16 protein-coding genes and 2 tRNA genes are annotated in these 19545 nt (G+C 59.3%); 7 read left to right on the top strand and 11 right to left on the bottom strand.

The features are described from left to right. Positions 1 to 29 precede the first annotated feature (29 nt). Entirely contained in the window at positions 30 to 1121 is a 1092-nt protein-coding gene (locus MLD04_RS04085; protein ID WP_248154998.1) for a response regulator, read from the top strand. On the opposite strand, the gene MLD04_RS04080 is transcribed toward MLD04_RS04085, so the two are convergent. Then, the gene (locus MLD04_RS04080; RefSeq protein WP_248154996.1) at positions 1081 to 1767 is read right to left on the bottom strand and encodes a nucleotidyltransferase family protein; all 687 of its coding nucleotides are present in this window, start codon (positions 1765 to 1767) and stop codon (positions 1081 to 1083) included. The two genes, MLD04_RS04085 and MLD04_RS04080, sit on opposite strands and share 41 nt — an antisense overlap. Positions 1768 to 1831: 64 nt before the next feature. Between MLD04_RS04080 and MLD04_RS04075 the strand changes: the two genes are divergently transcribed. Then, entirely contained in the window at positions 1832 to 2683 is an 852-nt protein-coding gene (locus tag MLD04_RS04075; RefSeq protein ID WP_248154994.1) for a 6-carboxytetrahydropterin synthase, read from the top strand. Between the two features lie 116 nt (positions 2684 to 2799). Here the strand turns inward: MLD04_RS04075 and MLD04_RS04070 are convergent. The 3 genes from MLD04_RS04070 to gltX form a co-directional block, all read right to left on the bottom strand. Further along, a tRNA-Glu gene (locus MLD04_RS04070) sits at positions 2800 to 2875 on the bottom strand. A gap of 7 nt (positions 2876 to 2882) precedes the next feature. Continuing rightward, positions 2883 to 2958: transfer RNA gene (locus MLD04_RS04065), tRNA-Ala, on the bottom strand. 113 nt (positions 2959 to 3071) lie between these two features. Then, the gene (gene gltX, locus MLD04_RS04060) at positions 3072 to 4556 is read right to left on the bottom strand and encodes a glutamate--tRNA ligase (protein ID WP_248154992.1); all 1485 of its coding nucleotides are present in this window, start codon (positions 4554 to 4556) and stop codon (positions 3072 to 3074) included. 143 nt (positions 4557 to 4699) lie between these two features. Here gltX and MLD04_RS04055 point away from each other — a divergent pair, with 143 nt between their 5' ends. After that, positions 4700 to 5641 (top strand): zinc ABC transporter substrate-binding protein, encoded by a 942-nt coding sequence (locus tag MLD04_RS04055; RefSeq protein WP_248154990.1) that lies wholly within the window; start codon positions 4700 to 4702, stop codon positions 5639 to 5641. On the opposite strand, the gene MLD04_RS04050 is transcribed toward MLD04_RS04055, so the two are convergent. Continuing rightward, entirely contained in the window at positions 5618 to 6532 is a 915-nt protein-coding gene (locus tag MLD04_RS04050; protein WP_248154988.1) for an AEC family transporter, read from the bottom strand. The two genes, MLD04_RS04055 and MLD04_RS04050, sit on opposite strands and share 24 nt — an antisense overlap. Positions 6533 to 6728: 196 nt before the next feature. On the opposite strand from MLD04_RS04050, the gene MLD04_RS04045 reads away from it, so the two are divergent. Then, positions 6729 to 9944: a bifunctional diguanylate cyclase/phosphodiesterase gene (locus tag MLD04_RS04045; protein ID WP_248154987.1), complete on the top strand. Its 3216-nt coding sequence runs from the start codon at positions 6729 to 6731 to the stop codon at positions 9942 to 9944. Here MLD04_RS04045 and MLD04_RS04040 read toward each other — a convergent pair. After that, positions 9907 to 10692, bottom strand: coding sequence for an SDR family oxidoreductase (locus MLD04_RS04040; protein ID WP_248154985.1), 786 nt, complete (start codon positions 10690 to 10692; stop codon positions 9907 to 9909). The two genes, MLD04_RS04045 and MLD04_RS04040, sit on opposite strands and share 38 nt — an antisense overlap. A gap of 101 nt (positions 10693 to 10793) precedes the next feature. Beyond that, positions 10794 to 11714, bottom strand: a complete 921-nt coding sequence (locus MLD04_RS04035; protein ID WP_248154983.1) for an ROK family protein — start codon at positions 11712 to 11714, stop codon at positions 10794 to 10796. A gap of 210 nt (positions 11715 to 11924) precedes the next feature. Here MLD04_RS04035 and MLD04_RS04030 point away from each other — a divergent pair, with 210 nt between their 5' ends. Next, positions 11925 to 12548: an HPP family protein gene (locus tag MLD04_RS04030; protein ID WP_248154981.1), complete on the top strand. Its 624-nt coding sequence runs from the start codon at positions 11925 to 11927 to the stop codon at positions 12546 to 12548. Between the two features lie 372 nt (positions 12549 to 12920). Then, a complete protein-coding gene (locus MLD04_RS04025) occupies positions 12921 to 13367 on the top strand; it encodes a DUF4124 domain-containing protein (protein WP_248154979.1) in 447 nt (148 codons plus the stop codon). On the opposite strand, the gene MLD04_RS04020 is transcribed toward MLD04_RS04025, so the two are convergent. After that, positions 13364 to 13558: a hypothetical protein gene (locus MLD04_RS04020; RefSeq protein ID WP_248154977.1), complete on the bottom strand. Its 195-nt coding sequence runs from the start codon at positions 13556 to 13558 to the stop codon at positions 13364 to 13366. The genes MLD04_RS04025 and MLD04_RS04020 overlap by 4 nt on opposite strands. Positions 13559 to 13596: 38 nt before the next feature. Further along, positions 13597 to 15225, bottom strand: a complete 1629-nt coding sequence (locus MLD04_RS04015) for a hypothetical protein (RefSeq protein WP_248154976.1) — start codon at positions 15223 to 15225, stop codon at positions 13597 to 13599. Between the two features lie 21 nt (positions 15226 to 15246). Here MLD04_RS04015 and MLD04_RS04010 point away from each other — a divergent pair, with 21 nt between their 5' ends. After that, the gene (locus MLD04_RS04010) at positions 15247 to 15525 is read left to right on the top strand and encodes a hypothetical protein (protein WP_248154974.1); all 279 of its coding nucleotides are present in this window, start codon (positions 15247 to 15249) and stop codon (positions 15523 to 15525) included. Here the strand turns inward: MLD04_RS04010 and MLD04_RS04005 are convergent. Further along, the gene (locus MLD04_RS04005; protein ID WP_248154972.1) at positions 15489 to 17417 is read right to left on the bottom strand and encodes a hypothetical protein; all 1929 of its coding nucleotides are present in this window, start codon (positions 17415 to 17417) and stop codon (positions 15489 to 15491) included. The two genes, MLD04_RS04010 and MLD04_RS04005, sit on opposite strands and share 37 nt — an antisense overlap. Then, positions 17417 to 19540: a hypothetical protein gene (locus MLD04_RS04000; protein ID WP_248154970.1), complete on the bottom strand. Its 2124-nt coding sequence runs from the start codon at positions 19538 to 19540 to the stop codon at positions 17417 to 17419. The genes MLD04_RS04005 and MLD04_RS04000 overlap by 1 nt, the downstream gene beginning before the upstream one ends. Positions 19541 to 19545 lie beyond the last annotated feature (5 nt).

Here is a 19545-nt window from a genome sequence, read left to right as displayed (position 1 = left end):
CGTTTGCAGTAACAGGTTGAGGTAGTGACATGGCCATCAAAAATGCGCTTTTGGTCGACGATTCCAAGGTTGCCCGGTTTGCATTGAGCAAACTGCTCGAGGGGCGCGACATGGAGGTCAACATGGCGGGATCGGCAGAGGAAGCACTGGACTTCCTCAACAGCCACGAACGCCCCGACGTGATATTCATGGATCACCTCATGCCCGGCATGAACGGCGTGGAAGCGACCAAAGCCATCAAGGGCAACCCGGACACCGCGGCTATCCCCATCATCATGTGCACGTCAAAGAAATCGTCGTCATTCATGGAAGAGGCCAGAAATTTCGGGGTCTACAACATCCTGACCAAACCGCCCCACACGGAAGGCCTCAGCCTGGTGCTGGACCAGCTTGCCACTGACGTCGAGGAGGGCAATCTTCCAACGGCCGTCATGACCGACTTTGCATCAGAACCGGATACCGACTCCGCCGATCTTGCCACGGATGCGTCTGTGGAGCTGTCGCCGAAAAATGAGACCGACACCATGACCGGACACAATGGGCAGAATGTGGTTCCGCTGACCAGCGATCTGATCGAGCAGATCGCCCGTTCTGCGGTCAAAACCCACATCAACAATCGCCTGCACGAATTGCTGAGTGACCTGTTTGACGAGCAGTACGATCACCTCAAGCGAGCCCTGGACGAAACCCGGAGCAAACAGGAGACGGCTTTCGAAACCAGGCTGGCCGAACTCGGGGAACTCGTGGATCAGCGTACACGGCATCTCAGGGACGAAGTCGCGGCGGAAGTGAACCTGAATGTCGCCCGCGAGCTCGCGGAGCTCACCAAGGAATTCAAACGCAATTCCGGATTTACTCCAGAGCACATGGCCGAACTCAAGGACCACATCACCAGCGTTCAGACCATCGATACCGAGTTTTGGCAGACCCTTCAGTCCGAGGCGATCCAGCAGGCGCACGAAATCTCCCGGGAAACCGCCGAAGACATCGCACAGCGGACCATTGACCAGTTCGTTGCCCAGCAGCGAGCAGCCAACTCCAAAGCCTATACCGTAGGACTTGCCATCAGCCTGGGCGTGTTCAGCGTCGGAATTGCCTGGCTATCGGGGCTGTTTGGTTAAACTGCTGCCGGATCCGACGCCAGTCTTCGTCGGTATCGACATCGTCATGGACCCCCGGCATGTCACAAAGTCCGGCGCGCCACTCAGATAACAGGCGCCCGGCACCACGGTCGCCTTCCAGCCCGAACACCCGGCCCCACAAAGAACGGGGAATAAACGCCGGAACACCGGGATTGCCGCCATAATCGGCCGCCCATGGCAGGCCCGGATTGCGACGGACCCGTTCCGCAAACGCCTGCAATGCCGCCGGATCCAGCAAGGGCTGATCCACCACCAGCACGTAAACACCAATCGGACGCGGCCCGAAGCTTCGCAGACCGGCCTTGAGGGAAGCCGACATCCCCTCCTCCCACTGCCGGCAGACAACCCACCGCGAAGGCTGCGCACCGGACCGAAACCGTACCCGGGGATACCGCGCGCCCACGACAACCCGAACCTCAGGCGTCAGCAGTCGGGCCTGTGCGACGGCAGACGCCATCAGCGTGCCTTCCCGACCCGGCAGACCCAGCAGCGCCTTGGGGCGCCCCAGTCGCGCTGAGGCGCCGGCCGCGAGCACCAGTGCCGGGATCGTGGCAATACAGGGTTTTCTGGTAACGATAGTCGGCCACCCAAATACGTTGAAAAATGAGACAGGAAGGATGCTCACTGCCCAATACCCGGATTTTTGCTAGAATCCGCCCATCAATCAATCACCCCCTGCCGGATTTCCAATGGACCACCTGTTTGTTGACAACCTGACCGTCATCGATTTTGCCTATCTGGACGGCCAACGCGGCCTTGTCGGCGAAAGCTGGATTACCGACGTTGTGCTCGGCGGAGAACTTGATGAGCAAGGCATGGTGTTCGACTTCAGCAACGTCAAGCGCACGATCAAACGCGTTATTGACGAACGGGTAGACCACCGTCTGGTGGTGCCGAGGGAGTACGAGGGTTTTGTTCCGTCGGAAGATCATCCGGATACCTTCTACTGGACCCTGAAAGACGGTCGACGAATCGTTCACCGTTCACCGGAGGAGGCGGTGGTCTGGCTACCGACACGACAGGTTGTCCCCTCCGCCGTTGCCGCTCTGCTCGAGCAGGAATTGATGGCGGTCCTGCCCTCCAATGTCACCTCCGTCTCCATCAACCTTCGGGAAGAGGTGATCGAGGGCGCCTACTACCATTATGTCCACGGCCTGAAGAAGCACCTGGGAAACTGTCAGCGGATTGCCCATGGCCATCGCTCTCCCATCCGGATCGACCGCAATGGTCACCGGGACTACGACCTGGAGCGGCAGTGGGCAAAGCGCTGGCAGGACATCTACGTGGGCTCGGAAGAGGATGTGGTGCAACGGAAGGTAGAGGCCGATGGCACCCACTACGTCACCTTCGAATACGAAGCGAATCAGGGAGAATTCGCTCTGACGCTACCGGAAGACCGGGTTTATATGCTCGACACCGACACCACGGTGGAGTTTATTGCCGCCCACATCGCCAACGCCCTTAAACAGGAGTCTCCCGACGACACCTTCCGGGTGAAAGCCTACGAGGGCGTGGGTAAAGGCGCCATCGCTGAACGGTAACAACGGGAAGCTGGGGTCAGATGAACGTTTCATCTGACCCCGATTTCAGACACAAAAAAACCGCCCGAAGGCGGTTTTTTTGATGGCGTTCCGGCGGACTAACCGAAAAGCCGTATTGGCGTCCCCTAGGGGGTTCGAACCCCTGTTGCCGCCGTGAAAGGGCGGAGTCCTAGGCCACTAGACGAAGGGGACTAGAAATTGGTGGAGCCAAGCGGGATCGAACCGCTGACCTCAACACTGCCAGTGTTGCGCTCTCCCAGCTGAGCTATGGCCCCTCAACGGCTGCGTATATTAAGGATCCGCCGGGGGGGCGTCAACACTTAAAACAGACTTTTTTGCAGTTTTCTGAACATCCCTGTCCAGATCGATCAATTCCTCGCCAAAGCGGTCATTCCGCGTTCAGAGCCGCGTATTCCTTCTCCACTTTCTTGGTTTCTTTCTTGGAGAAACCGCCCAGAACCTGAAGGGCATGGCGCAAACGGGAGCGGGTCATATCCGGCCCGAGCAATGCCATGGAATCCATCACCGACCAGGAGTTTGGCGTTCCGGCAATGGCTACGAAGATGGCGAACATGAAATCGCCCATCTTCAGTTCCATCGCCTTGGCAAGCGCCTTGATGTCGGCAAAGATGTTTTCCTTGCTCCAGTGGCGCTGGGCTTCCAGCCGCCACAGAGTGAACTGCAGCACTCGTTTGATCTGCGCCTCTTCCAGCTTGTTGTGGGCGAAATCATCGGGCGTCAGGTTAAGCATGCCGGAAAACATGAACTGGGCCATGGGCGCCACATCGGAAAATACGTCCGCCCTGCCCTTGATATGCGGCACCAGAGCGGCCAGCGCGTCCTCATTGAACCACCATTGCCGCATCCGCTCCATGAACTGCGCGTCGCTCAGTTCCTCCCGCAGCCACTGGCCATTCAGCCAGCGCAATTTTTCGACATCGAACACCGGGCCACCCAGCGACACGCGCTGGATGTCGAAGTTCTCGATCATCTCATCCAGGGTGAACTTCTCCCGCTCGTCCGGCATGGACCAACCCATCCGCCCCAGGTAATTGGTCACCGCTTCCGGCAGAAACCCCATTCTCTCGTAGAAATTGATACTGGTCGGGTTCTTGCGCTTGGACAACTTGCTCTTGTCCGGGTTACGCAACAATGGCAGATGACACAGTACCGGCATATCCCAACCGAAGTACTGGTACAGGAGCTTGTGCTTGGGTGCGGAATTGATCCACTCCTCACCCCGCAGCACATGGGTAATACCCATCAGGTGATCATCCACGATATTGGCAAGGTGGTAAGTCGGCATGCCATCCGATTTCAGCAGAATCTGGCAGTCCACCTGGCCCCAATCAATTTCTATGGTGCCACGAAGCATGTCATCAATTTCACAGACGCCCTCGTCGGGGACCTTCATCCGGATCACATAGGATTCACCGGCATCAAGACGACGCTTCACTTCTTCCTGGGACAGTTCCAGGTCGCCCTTGATACCGGGGTTAAGGCCATTGGCCTTGCGTTCTTCACGGATCGCATCCAGCTCTTCCGGGGTCCGGAAGCAATAGAACGCGTGCCCCGCCGTGACCAGGTCCTCCGCATACTGACGGTACATATCCTTGCGCTCGGATTGCCGATACGGGCCATGAGGACCACCGACGTCCGGGCCTTCATCCCAGTTGAGCCCCAGCCAACGCAGGGCCTGGAGGATGTCCCGTTCCGACTCGGCCGTACTGCGCACCTGGTCGGTGTCTTCAATCCGCAGAATGAACTGACCGCCGTGCTGGCGCGCAAAACAGAGGTTGAACAGGGCCACGTAGGCGGTACCGACGTGAGGATCTCCGGTCGGGGATGGCGCAATTCGGGTACGTACTGTCATGAAACCTTCCTGAAAACTGAGTGACCGTGGATGAAAGCCGGCATTATAACGATCTGGCCATGTTTTCGCATGACGATATCCGGTGGCAGCCTTTCGCTTTATGTTATATTATAACATTTCAAATTTACCGCTAAGGAACATCCATGCGCCTTTTCCCTGGGCTTCGATTCGTCTGCACGCTGCTGATCAGCCTTGCCGTTGCTGGCCCGACAACCGCCAACGCGGAAACCGTCATCGTCACCTCCATCAAACCACTCGAGCTTCTGGTTCGGGCCGTGGCGACCGATGACACCCGGATCGTCACGCTGGTTCCGCCGGGAGCCAGCCCCCACAGCTACAGCATCCGGCCGTCCCAGCGCCGTGAACTGTCCAGGGCCGATGTCATATTCTGGGTCGGCCCGGACATGGAAACCTTCCTCACGCGCCTGCTGACCGGCCTGGATTTCAGCGACCGAACGGTTGCCCTGGGCCACGGGCCCGACGCCATGGGCGGACACGACACAAAGCACAAAGTTGAACCCAAAGAAGCCGTCGGACACGACCACCAACACGGTAACGGCGAGGACCCCCATATCTGGGTCGATCCCGCTCTGGCCGTCGATATGGCGAGAAAGATCGTTGCGGCGCTCTCCGAGCTACCCGATCAGGATAGTGCGCAACTCGACCGGAACCTGACCCGCTTTGAAAACGCCGTCAAACAGAGAGAAGCGGCGATTTCGGAGCAATTGGAACCGACACACGACATCAGCCTCTTTGCCTACCATTCCGCGCTGACCCGGTTTGCCGACCATTACGGCTTGCACATAGAGGATGTGCTCACACTCAATCCGGAGCTGTCGCCGGGCGCCCGGCATGTGGCAGAGATCCGGAATAAACTTGGCCAGGCCAAACACCCCTGCGTGCTCACCGAACCTCAGTTCAATCGGCAATGGTGGCACACAGCAACAGAGGGAATGGATGTAACCATCAGCACCTGGGACCCCCTGGCGACAGACATCAAACCCACGGCGTCAGGCTACCTCGAATTTCAGCAGTCCATCGCCGACGCCGTGCTCCGCTGCCTACCAGAGCAGACTGAGCATTAAGGGAATGGACACCATGGCCAGCAGTGTCTGGCCGCTGATGATCCCGGCCATCAAGGGCGCATCGCCGCCCAGTTGGCGGGCCAGGATGTAGGCCGATGTGGCCGTGGGCAGAGAGGCAAGAAGCACCGCCACCTGGACCATCAGGCCACTGAGTCCCAGAAGACTCGCCAGACCAAGGGTCATCAGAGGGAAACCCACCAGTTTCAATACCGACGATACCAGGAAAGGACCGGAAGCTCCCCGCAGGGCCGCCAGCTTCAGCCCTGCGCCAACGGTCATCAGGCCCATCGGCAAGGCCAGGTTACTGAGCGGTTCCAGGATGCCCGCCAGCAAGGGGTGAAAGCCGATCTTGAAATAGCTCCAGATAACGCCCACGACCGATCCCACGATCAGGGGGTTGGTCGCAATCGCCCGCAACACCTGACTCAGACGGATGGCCTCCTGCCCCGCAACCAGACTGAACATCAGAATGCACAACAGATTCAGCAGCGGCACCATCACCGCCACGGAGATGGCGGTCAGTGACAGCCCCTCGTCCCCGAGCAACATTCCGCCCGCCGCGAGGCCAACGTAGGAATTGAACCGGATCGCACCCTGGAAAACGGATGAAAACACCGGGCCATTCCAGCGCCAGATCTTCTGGGCGAGCATCAGCGCCACGGTCATCGCAAGCAGCATCGTCGAGATCAGAATCGCGATATCGCCGTATGCCGATGGTGCCAGACGCGCCTGGCCGAGCTTGAAAACCAGCATGGCCGGGAACAGGACGTAATAGGTAAATCTTTCCGCCTGGGGCCAGAAATCGGCACCGGGGAAATTCAGCCGACGCAAGACGTGGCCCAGCATGATAAGGACAAACACAGGCACCAGGGCCTGAACCATTACCGGCATAACAATAAGCTCCAGCGGCAGGTGGCATCACCGGATCCGATCCGAAGAACACTCAGGAAAGTCGTGCAGGATAACAGACGGCCATCATCCCGTCCTGAGCGTCTGTCCGACCGTCCCCACCAAAGCAGAACTTGCGCTGAGGGGAAAAACCGTCAACACTCTGAACAGGTACCCCCGTGGCAGATCGAGAGTTCCATTGACCGACACTCATAACGCCGACGTTTCCAGAAACGGCTCCGGCCCGGAGCCGTCTTCCAGGCCGAGAACCTTGCCAACAGACGCACGCATTTACCGACTGACCCAGATTTACCGGGCGCTCAGCGAGATCAATCAGGCAATCATTCGCATGAGTGATGAGCGGGAACTCTTCCCGTTAGTTTGCCGGATTGCGGTTGAATACGGTGGAGCCAATATGGCCTGGATTGGCGTGGCCGACGAGGAATCGGAACAGATCATTCCGGTACAACACTTTGGCCTGGGTACGGATTATCTCGACACCCTCCGCATATCCACCCGGGACGACTGTCCTGAAGGAAGGGGCCCCTCGGCCACCGCCTACCGGGAAAACCATTCTGTCGTGGTCAACCACTTTGTCGACAACCCGATCACCCGACCCTGGCACGAGCGGGCCCGGCGTTTTGGCTGGGGTAGCAGCGGATGTTTTCCCATTCAACGGAACGGCCTCCCCTACGCCGTTCTATCGGTCTACCAACAGGCAGATGACTTCTTTGACGGCGAGACTATCGCCCTGCTTGAGGAGATGGCCCAGGACATCAGCTTCGCGCTCGACAACTTCGATCGGGAAAGAGAACGCCGCGATACTCTCGAGGCCCTTCGAGCCAAAGAACAGCACTTCCGCGCCTATTTCGAGCGATCCATGCTCGGTATGGCCGCGACGCGCCCGGACCGAAGCTGGCTGGAAGCCAACCAGGCCCTCTGCGACATGCTCGGGTATTCCATGGCGGAGCTGTGTACCAGAACCTGGGAGGAACTCACCTACCCCGAGGACCTGGCTTGCAACAATGAACTGTTCGGTCAACTACTCAACGGCCACCTCAATGAATTCGTCATTGAGAAACGGTTTATCCGTAAATCCGGTGAACTGATCGACGCGCACCTGGCCGTCCGTGCCGTTCGCAACGAGGACGGAAGCCTGGCGTATGCGGTGTCACTTATCGAAGACATCACACCCCGGAAGCAGGCGGAACGGCGAGAGACCATGCGGCGACGCATTCTCGAGCAAGTCGCCCGAGGTGGAAGTCTGGAAGACATCATGCTCCAGGTCACCCGTGAAGCCGAAGCGATCTACCCCGGATCCCGGTGCGCCATCATGCTTGCCGACGAGCAGGGCGAACGGCTGCTGAGCGGCGCCGCCCCAAGCCTGCCGGATTTCTTCAATAAGGCCGTTAACGGTATCCCCATTGGAGAAGGGGTGGGCTCCTGCGGCACTGCCGCTTACACCCGCGACCGGGTGATTGTAGAAGACATCGCCTCGCACCCTTATTGGGAAGACTACAAAGAGCTTGCAGCTGAGGCCGGAGTGGCATCCTGCTGGTCAGAGCCGGTGATTTCCGCATCGGGCGAAGTCCTCGGTACCTTCGGGATCTATCGCCAGGTCCCCGGCCTGCCCGATGATCAGGAGATTGCCCTGATCAAGAGCGCCGCCAATCTGGTTGGTATCGCCATTGAGCGACAACGTGCCGAGAAGGAGCTGCATCTCGCCTCTTCCATCTACAGCCACAGCGCGGAAGCGGTGCTGGTAACCGACGCCGACAATAAAATCGTTGCCCTGAATCCGGCCTTCACCCGAATCACCGGGTACACCCTGGACGATGTTCGCGGCAAAGATCCCTCAGTGCTTCGCTCCGACCGACACGACGAAGACTTCTATCGAGGCATCTGGCGAGACATCCATGAACACGGTGGCTGGCAAGGCGAAATCTGGAACCGTCGGAAAAACGGAGAGAGTTTCCCGGCCTGGCTCACCATCAATGTTGTCCGGAATGAAAGGGATGAAATCCAGCGTTATGTCGCGCTCAGTTCCGACATCAGTAACAAGATTCGCTCCGATGAGCTGATCTGGCGGCAGGCCAATTACGACTTCCTGACCGACCTGCCGAACCGACACATGTTTCAGGACCGGCTGGAACAGGAGCTGAGAAAAGCGCGTCGGCACAAGTCCATGCTGGCACTGCTGTTCGTGGATCTCGACCGATTCAAGGACGTAAACGACACGCTGGGACACACATCCGGTGACCAACTCCTGATTAACGCCGCGGAGCGGATTTCCGGATGCCTCAGGGAATCCGACACCGTTGCACGGATGGGAGGCGACGAATTTACGGTTATCCTGCCGGATATTGGATCCTCCGCCGACGCTGAAAAGGTTGGCTCGCACATCATCACTGCCCTGGCAGAACCCTATGTGATCAACGACCAGACACTCTACCTGTCCGCCAGCATCGGGATCACCTTTTATCCAGAGGATTCAACAGAAGCCGACCAGCTTTTGCGCAATGCGGACCAGGCCATGTATGCAGCCAAGCACGCCGGCAGGAACTGCCTCCGCTACTTTACGAAGTCGTTGCACGACTCCGCGCAGAACCGCCTCACGCTGATCAACGACATGCGTGGCGCCATCGGTAAACAGCAGTTCGAGCTGCACTTCCAGCCCATCGTGGATCTTGTTACCGGCCGGATTGTGAAGGCAGAAGCCCTGATCCGCTGGCACCATCCCGATCGCGGTCTGATCAGTCCGGCGGACTTCATTCCCCTGGCCGAAGAGACCGGACTGATCGTCGACATCGGTGACTGGGCATTCCGGGAAGCCGCAACCTGGACAAAGCGATGGAATGACCGGTTCGACAACGACCTCCAGATCTCTGTCAACACCTCTCCGATCCAGTTCCAGAGCGATGCCTTCAATGTGCCCGCCTGGCTAGCCTACCTGCAAACCCTCGGGCTGGACCAGAAGTACCTGAGCATCGAGATCACCGAGGGACTGCTGATGAATGCCGGAGAGGCGGTCACCGACAAACTGCTTGGATTCCGGGATGCCGGTGTCCAGGTCGCCATTGATGACTTCGGTGTGGGTTACTCGGCCCTCTCCTACCTCAAACGGTTTGATATCGACTACCTGAAAATCGATCAGTCCTTCATTCGAAACCTGGGGACGGCAGAAAACGACCTGGTGCTCTCAGAGGCCATTGTCGTCATGGCGCACAAACTGGGCCTGAAGGTCATCGCCGAAGGAGTAGAAACCGAAGTCCACCGCCGCCTTCTTCTTGATATCGGATGTGACTATGGCCAGGGCTACCTGTTCTCTCGCCCCCTGCCCCCCGAGGCGTTCGAAGGCTTTCTTGGCGAACAGGGCACTACCGGGCGGCCAGGAAGCTCGCAAGCCAACGGGTAAAACTACCGGGGAGTAACCGATTGGTCAGGGACAGCATGCGCGCCCGCTTCCCCGGAATGATCATGAACCGGCGCTGGTCGATACCGCGACGAATCTGTGCAACCGCGTAGTCCACCGGGAGGGTGCCGGCCATCTTCTTCATGGTCGCGGTCTGTTTCGGTCGGTTCTTGCGCTCTTCCTCGATCATGGGCGTCTCCACCTCCGGGGGACACACCACCGACACCGCCACACCGCGGGGTGCCAGCTCGATCCGTAACACCTCCGCCAGGCCCACCACGCCGTACTTGGACGCACAATACGCGGAGTACCCATAACAACCCACCAGCCCCGCCATGGACGCAATCAGCGCCAGCTGAGATCCCGCCCGGAGGTGAGGCAGCGCAGCCGCTGCAACATGGCGGGAGCCCAGCAGGTTGATCTCGATAATCCGGGCGTAAGCCTCATCGTCGGTTGCCTCGAATGGAGCAGCCAGACAAATACCCGCACAATTGACGACCAGATCCGGAGCCTCTGCTGCCGCAGCTTCGGAAAACGCATCACGGACCGACGCAGGATCGCTGACGTCCATCCGAAAGGCTCTCACAGGCCCGCCTCCGGGGATGGCCGAAAGCGCCTCCAGTGCCGCTTCGGTCGGCTGGATATCGAACAGGGTAACCGGGGAGCCGGAACCCACATACTCCCGCGCGAGCTGGAGCCCGATGCCGCTGGCGCCGCCCGTGATGAAGACGTGTTTGGGGGAGTGGTTCATGTAAGCGACGACCTCCGTTCTGGTTTTTATTCCCGTCAGAATAGCGGGTTATGCGCGAACAACCTATGCCTCCACTGACAGAGCGTGATGTGGCCAAACGGTCAATCGGGCGCCAAAGACCCCAGCCAGGCCGCGCCCCTTACCCCACTGGAGTCACCGTGAGCGGCTCTTGCGATGGGTGTGTCGCACTCGCCACCAAACACATAGCGGGGCAGTCTGTCGGGCAGTTCCCGATAGAGCTGCTCAGCGTTGCTCAGGCCTCCGCCCAGTACAATGATGTCCGGGTCCACTATGTTGATCACGGCGGCAAGGCCCCGAGCCAGGTGTTCCAGGTAGTGATCCAGTGTTTCGGCGGCTTTCGGGTCACCGTGTCCGGCGTTTTCAACAATAGTGTGGGCGGGCATTTGCTGCCCGGTGCTCAGTTTGTGGGTCAGGGAAAGTCCGGTTCCGGAAAGAAAGGTTTCGTTGCAGCCGCGACGGCCACAGAAACAGGGGCGCTGTTGGAGCTCGGCTTCCGGTGTCCACGGCAGCGGGTTGTGGCCCCATTCGCCGGCTACTCCATTGGGGCCGGTAAGCAACTGGCCATTCACACTTATACCGGCGCCACAGCCGGTACCGAGTATGGCGGCAAATACGGTGGGGTAGTTCTGCCCTGCTCCATCTGTGCCTTCGGACAAGGCCAGGCAGTTTGCGTCATTAGTGAGGATCACCGGTCGCTGCAGGCGTTCACGCAGGTGTTGCTGCATAGACTTGCCATTCAGCCAGGTCGAGTTGGCGTTTTTAATCAAGCCGGTGTTTCGGGAAACTGTGCCAGGTATACCCACGCCCACGGGTATGCCGGTCGTGCCCGCATGGACTTCGGCTTGCTCGACCAGCTTATGGACAGTGTCCAGGGTTGCCAGATAGTCGCCAACGCTGGTTGGCATGCGTTGGCGGAAATGCTCACGGCTCTGCCGGTCCATAAGGATGACTTCCGTTTTGGTGCCACCCAGGTCAATCCCTATCAGCCAATCGGTTTGCATGCCGCTCTCTTTGTTAGACGGTTTTCGAGAAAATACGGTGTTATCGGCGGAAAGGGAACCCGATCGCTTTGTTCGGTTTCTTTCTGTTAAAAGCACAGGTTATTCATAATGCGCTTAACCATTATCGGAAATCCCAGTTTGCGTTGATTTCCATCAGTGCATACCATCCCGCCCCTTTCAACCGATCAATACCGGGCATACGGCAGTTCTATGGGACTCAGGAACGAGCAACTGCGCTGGCAACTGGCCAAGGGGCTGGTTAGGGCATTACATCTCGAAACTCTGGCAAGCCGGTACAGCCGCACCACGGTGATGGCGGCATTCAATCTGATCAATGGCGGTCTCAGCATTGCGTTGGTGTCGTTTGTGGCGCTTGAAACCCAGGAAGCGTTCATTTTCCCGTCCCTCGGTGCCACCGCGTTCATTCTTTTCTATGTGCCTCTCGCTCAGCCAGCCTCTCCGAGAAACACACTGTGCGGTCATCTGCTCGGAGCACTAATAGGTCTGTTCAGCCTTTACATTTTCGGCCTGCAAGGTCATGCCTCGGCGTTCGCTACGGGTGTCGACCTTCCAAGAGTGGGTGCGGCAGCATTGTCATTGGGCCTGACGAGCTGCCTGATGGTCTTGCTCCGTATCGCCCATCCACCAGCGGGCGCAACGACACTCATTGTGTCGCTGGGGCTGATGCCAGACCCGGCCCAACTGCCGATACTGATGGCCGGCGTTACCCTGCTGCTGGCCCATGCCTTCGTAATGAACCGCCTGGCGGGCATACCCTACCCGCTCTGGCAGACCAGAGCCGACACACCAACGACCGGAATGTTGCGGCAATAGGGTTTGGCGGGCCGGCTTCGCCCAGCCCCTACAGAAAACACCCCACTAACCCTGTTAAACTACTGCGCTCAGATCATCGTACTGACCCGTATTTTCAGCAGATAGGTTATCGAAATGCCCGCAACGCCCACATCGGATGCCGGATCCAAAGCCAACGGCCTGTCACGTCGTTTTTCCGTGGCCCCGATGATGGATTGGGCAAGTGTTTACAAATAACTTTGTAAAAACAATCGGCTACAATCTTCGAAGATTACCGCGTAGCACTATAGGAGTACTGCCAAAAATTTCCTGCCTCTGAACCTGCATGGTTTTACAGTGTTTTACAAAAAACCAAATGCAACTTCGATAGGCTATCGAAAAAAGGAGGTTAGGATGCTAAAAAGGACTGTACTCTCAATCGCTATCATTATTCCCACCATCGCTCAGGCCGCCGTTTACCAATGCAAAGTAAATGGCCAGACCGTATTCTCAGATCACCCCTGCGGATCTGATGCCAAAGAAATTGAGGTGAATGCACCACCAATAAATGGTGGAACCTCTATGCAGACTGAGGCAGGCGACAAATTCGTAAAATCCAGGGAACTGGATCGAGAGATCAAAAGACTGGAGAGAAAAAAGGAAGAGCTCCGAGACGCCATGGACCAAGCGCTAGTTCGCTGGCAAAGACAGAAACGCCGAGCAAATAACAACTTGGCTGGCGCAACATGGGAGCAAAGCCTCGCCCAAGAAGCTGAAGTCTTGAGAGAGCGCTATCAGTCAGAGATTGACGACGTCGACCGCCAGCTAGAAAAAGTCCGAGAAGAGCGAGCCAACCTCTAAACATACTGCGTGCCCGTGGGGAGGTCTGGCGCCTCCCCAATGATCTGCTCCCCCTCTACCCATGCCTTTTTCCCGGCTGCCACCAGCCCGCCCTTGAGCCGCACCTGTTTGCCGTCGCGCCTCGTTGCCAGACTGGTGCCGTCGCTGTTCACGGTGTCGATGGTCACGGTGTAGCGCCCCGCTCGGGGCATCAGGCGCTGGAAGCGCGCCCACGGATTCACGGTTGCCATTAGTAGTGGTGCCTCTCGATCTTGACGGTCTGGGTGACTCGGCCGGTACCGGGCTTGCTGACGGCGATGGTGACGCCGAGGACGTTACCGCGCCAGGTGTTTGAGCTGTCCCGGGTGTCGCGGACCTCGACCAGCATGGCCGGCTCGATCAGCCCGGGTGATCCGCTGGTCGGCAGGACGGTTTCGATGGTTACGATCTCCTGGTTGCCGCCGGCGGCGATCGCGGCCATACCCCGCTCGCGGCACTGGTACGCCTCCACGTTCAGGTCGTCGAAAATGTCCGGGGCGGCCTTGTCTCCGGCGCTTCCCTGCAGGACGACGTCGATGGCCACGCCGTGGGTGATCCCGGAGACAAAGACGGCGTTGTATTCCGGCTGGGGCTCCCACTGGCTGGCGTAGCTGATGGTCATGGTGTCGGCGATCACGGCGTCGACACTCTCGATGGCGAGATCCGGGTATACCCACGGGCCTGACAGCTTGTATCGGTGCCGGATATGCAGCTCGTCGGTTTCCCGATCGGGAACGACGACGGCGCCCTGGGCGGCCGCCAGCTCGGCGATCACCTCCATTGCGGTCTTGTTGTCCCAGCCCCATGCGTCGGCCGGAATCAGGTAATCGGTCAGCCCCTGCTGGCGCGTGACGGAAAAGCCAGTGTACTGGAGCTGTTCGGTCATGGCCTGGGTGACGGTGGTCTGGGTGGTGATCCGGCCTGTCCGCTTGGGAGCGTAGGGCGCCGCCAGCAGCTGCGATCGGGAGACGCCGTTCACGCTGTAGGCTTCCTTAGCGAACTTCTGGTTCAGGCTGTAGCGGTCGATCACGAACCGCCACTGATAGCCGTTGATGGTGGCGATCACCTCGGCGGGGCCTGCTGCCGTCGGCCTTATCTGGTCCATGCTGGCGCGGTTCAGAATCGTGCAGCTCATGGTCCAGGCGAAGCTGTCGGCATCGAGGCCGATGCTCAGGTCGCTGAACTCCAACGGGGTGCCGGTGGTGGCTTCGACAAGGCTGCTGGCGTTCATAATGATGTAAGTCCTCTTGATTTCGGGCTCGGCGGGCGGATTTCCGGCGGGCGTGTCCGGTTCGTTGGCGCTGGGGAACTCCACCTCGGTACCAATCCGCGGCTTTCTGTCCCACGGGTGGATCGTGCGCCCGTCCAGGGCGTCCTTGAGCGACCAGGCCGGCAGGTTGGGGTCGGCGTCCACGCTCCGGGTAGGTGGCTTCACTTCCACGGCGATGGTCGGCGGTACCAGTTCAAAGTCCACCACGGCGGCACCTGGTGGCGAGTAGGGCGCGATCTGGAGGTCCAGCGTCTCGTCTTGCACCAGGTCCACAAGCTGCGGCGGGGGTGCCTGCCAGTTCAGGATGGCGGTGGCGCTTGGGTGTGGGGCACTGACGTTGTGGTCGTCCGGGTCGTTGAATCCCTGCCCCGCTTGCCGGTCCTTGGCCGGTTTGGTGTCCCATGCCTGGTCGCCGTAGCCCTTCTGGTCGTCCCGGGTTGGGATGGTGTTCCACTGGGCCTGTTCCGCGCGCAGATCGAGCGCCGGCGCCTCGATGGCGCTGTAGGGATTCTGCCGGGTATCCTTCGGTGGCACGAAGCTCCAGGGCTCTGCCGCCTGCCGAATACCCAAAGAGCGCCCCTGGTCGCTCCTGTGGCCTCCGCTGCTGCCGTCCTTTGGCGTTCCCTGCTCGTATCCCTGTGCGCGTCCGTCGTAGGCGTTCAGGCTGGCCTGTGCGCTCAGGTAGCCGACCGACACCGCCAGCGGTGGTTTCTTGTAGACGAAACCGCCCGACTCGGCCAGATCGAAGTCCAGTGCCGCCGGATCGGTGACGACGCTGTACTGGCTACCGAGATCGAGGACGATGGCGAGCGGGTCGGTTTCAGGGGCGTAGGTCATATTGCGCCAATTACTGGTGCGCTAGCTTTGTAGGGGTGGTCGCTTGGCAACTTTCCATCTAGCCCCCATTTATGAGCCAGGTAACCTTCCAGTTTCAGGCGATCGTCTAGGGTTGCCGTTTCAGGAAGAGCGACAATCTCAGCAATGAATCCGGACGAATATTCAGTATCTCCGGTTGAAGCAGGCTGCGTTTTAAAAAAGAGGCTTGAGCCTCCGTTAGTGTTTAGGCCGGCATTTACAATCGAGGCCTCTGTGAGCTGAACGCCATTCAGCCTAGCTTGCAGGCCTGTTGATTGCCCGTCGGTGCTGGAAAATTGCAAAAGGTCATACTCACCAACATTAACCGTTTGGTTAAATATTCGGTTCCCTCCCCGTATTCGAATACCCACTTCTCCGGTCATCTGAAATACGTCACCGGTGTTCCCGCTATCAGTACCCATCGTGACCAGCGTGCTTGTGCCCGGGCCTGTTGAGTCACATCTTGCAACCATGAAAATATGCCGGTCGGAGGAGCCACTTACTATTGGGTCGGCGGCGATCATCGACGTGTCTATGCCGTTTCCATAAAGAACAGGTAGAGAATTTAGTTTATTTTCAATAACGACTGCCCCTCTACCCGGCTGTGTTGCGTTAAAGGTAATACCCCGTCCGCTCTTGTCACTCCATGCCTGTACGTATCCGTTTGCAATTGAAATAGTGGATTGGTCCGAAGCGTCTAGCCAAAGAACGGTCGCGATCTCGGCTGGTGTCCAATAAGTGACGGTTGAGGTTACCTCCGGAGCAACTGGCCCATGAACCATAGGCCGATAGAACGGTCTGGTAATCATCGAGGCAGTGCCGTAGAGCTGGGCGGTGTCCTCGTCAACGATCCAGGTCGGCTCGCTGCTGGGGAGCATGCCCGCGCCGGTGCACTCCCAGACGTAGCCGTTCGGTGTGGTCGGGTGCACGCGATCGCCGACTGCGACAGCCATATCCGCCGAAAAGTCCGAGCCGTAGTCGTCGAAAGCCACCACGAAAATGCGCTTGTCATAGCCTGCCAGCAGGTCGATGGTGTACTCGCCCGTGTCCGGGTCGCTGGTGGCGTGCCCGAGGGACTTACTCAGGTTGACGGCTTCGCCTTCGATCTGGTGAACGGTCGGGTTGTATCCGAAGGCGCGCACGGTGCGCTGAGCCGGAGTTCCGTTTATCTGGACGATGCCGGAGACTTTGGAGGATTGGGGCGCTCCGGAACTCAAAAAGGCAGACTTTATATTGTCTACTTCTACTTCCGTCAGCTTACGGTTTAGCAGTGACACGTAACCGATTTGTCCTGAGAATCTCCGCTTACCTACCCCGCTTCCGTATTCACTGCTTGGCCTTCCGATCGTCCAAACCTCTGAACTTGCAGAGATAGTGCATCCGGGTCCTGTCACGCGGGTTAGTCCGGACGCTTCGATATAGCTCTCGGTGGGTGACCAGTGGGCGATAACAAGGCTTGTCACGTCCTTTTCGGCGTCAACGGATATGGAAACTTCGAGTTGGTAATCGTCACCCGCTGAAAGGGTCAGGGTGTACCTTTGGCTGCTATCTGTCTCGAATACTTCAACGCCAACCGGAAAGGCGGTGTATGAGCCTGCCAAAAACTGCTTCTGGCCAACCACCAATCCAGTATTTCCCAGAGCCTGTGGTCTGGCGATGAATATCACCGTACCCGTTGTAATGTTATCGGAGATTGGGGTCGTTATGTGGGTATCTTCGACAGGTCGAAAAGTGGGTGCCAACGGCAGTCCTGCCTTGATCTCCCTGTATGCCCTGCCATCCGGTGGCAGGTTTACATAGGTTCCATGATGACCGTTTCCGGACAGGTCTGCTGCCGTGTCGTCTGCATCGTCCAGGGTATAGAAGGCGAATGGTGATAGACCTAATATCGTTTCTTTCAGAGCCATCAGTCAGCATCCCCTCGGTTCTGAGAGGCAAACTGGTCCTCTTGTTCGGTCGCGCGACCTGCCACGATGGTACGCGCCACCCAGAACGGTGCCTGTCCGCCGTCGGTGTTGAAACGTAAGGTATTGCCGCTCACCCAGCCGCTGCCCCAGCCTGCCGATCGGATGGTGAAATAGGGCGCGCCGGTTGCCGCGTTGGTCGGTGCCAGGTCGGTGCTGATGTTGCCGGTGGCGACAACGCCGACGCTTTCCCCGATCACTTCAAAGCTGGTGCTGCTGGTGAACCGGATGGCCCAGCGCTCCTTAATGGCGCCCTGGTTGGTCACTTCGATGGGGTTGGATACCAGGTTGTACTTGGCGGTGGTGCTGTCGCCGATCAGGTCGTCCGACCAGGTGCCGCTCCACGACTTCTGGTGGAAGGCGTTATAAGCCCGCGCGCGCAGGTCGCCGTAGAGCACGGCGGCGCTGGCGATGGTGTCGCCGGCGGTGTAGTCCTGGGACAGCGGAATGTTCAGGCTGATCTGCCCGCCGATCTGGACGTCCGTGGCCAGCCCCATATCCTCCACGCGGTTGTAGACGGTCAGCGGTTCGGTCACGGCGTTGGCCTCGGCATCGACCAGTGAGAGCGGATCGGCAAAGGCCAGCGTGCCGGCGTCCGTATCCAGGGTGTACTGTGCCGGGGCCAGTCGGTTGCCGTTGGCCCCTTCCACCCAGACCTCGGCCTGGTTCACGCGGCCAAAGTCCACGACCTGACCGGCAGTGGCGGTCTGGATCTGGGTGCTCTGGGTGTTGCTCACCACGACGACGTCGCCCAGATTGAACTGAGGCACGCGCCCGTCGCTGGGCAGGCGGGTGGCATCGAGGCCGACCAGATCGGCGTCCAGGGGAAGGTAGGTGTAGCTGACGGCGCTGTAGCGCACGGTGCTGGGAACTACGGGCGGCATGGTGCCGAGCGTGCCGTCTCCCCATTCGATCACGACCAGGCCGGTCTGGGTATCCACAAAGCCGGATTTGATGTTGGCGCCGGTCAGATTGCCGGAGGTATCGGCGGTCAGCGTGACCTGGTTGCCCTCGATGTCGGTGGCGTTGACGATCAGGCTGCCCTCGCGCAGAGGCGCGCCGGCGGTCCGGAATATGGAGCGGTTGGCCGGGGCCTGATCCAGTGTCGTCAGGCAGGCGATCAGGGTCACGGGCGTGCTGGTTGGCGTGTTCGCCGGGTAATCCTCCAGGGTGACGAGGCCGTTGCTGTAGTCGATGCTGCCGACGGCGGTACCGGTGTCGGTGATCGGCGACCAGTCCTTGACGATCGCGCCGTCCTGATCGCGGTACTCGGTGCCGTTGATCTCAAAGATCACGCTGTTCGGGACGATGTTCCGGCTGCTGGTCGGGGTCAGATCGATGGTCAGGCCCGGGATCGGTCGCGTGGTGCTCTGCACGGCGACCGGGTCGGCCGGGTCGGTCCATTCGATGGTGGCGCTGGTACCGCTGTAGGCTTCGGTCGCGGTGTCGGTACCGCTGTCCCAGAAGGTGCCGCCGTTCAGCCTGGAGTCCTCCTGATAGACCTTATAGGTGTAGGACTGGCGCCCGTTCAGGCTGATGGCGCCCGTGGCGTAGTTGACCGTGCCGAGGATCGGCCCGCCCTTCTGGCGCCGGAGGTTGCCCGCGCCGTCGTCGGTGACGACCACCTGCTCGGTGGTGTACTCGGTGCGGTCGGCCTTGCCGCTGCTGGCCAGGTAGCGCCATTCCTTGGTCTTGCGGGTGACGCTCAGGGTGATCTCGACCGAGCCCTCGCGCATAGCCGCGCTGGGTGCGTAGCTGGAATCGGCGCCGGCGGAGGTGTTCAGGCTGATGCTGTCTGACACCTTGTTGGTGCCCTGCCAGTCCTCGTATTCGATGGTGTAGTCGCCATCGCTGGGGGCCGGCGCCGGGTTCGGGTTTATGAAAATCAGCCCCTTGGAGTAGCTGATGGTACCGGAGCCGTCGCCGGTCAGGTTCCCCGCGCCGTCGTCGGTTAGGGTGTATTGCTGGCCTCCGGTGTTCCAGGTCACAACCACGCTGCCGGCGGCGAGGTTGCGCTTTACGGCCTGGACGCTGCCGTATTCATAGATCGATGCAACGTTGCCCATTGAGG

It is taken from the genome of Marinobacter koreensis (assembly GCF_023156285.1).
Lineage (GTDB): Bacteria > Pseudomonadota > Gammaproteobacteria > Pseudomonadales > Oleiphilaceae > Marinobacter > Marinobacter koreensis.
Note: the sequence above shows the minus strand (reverse complement) of the source record. Positions and strands in the feature narration are given on the sequence as shown.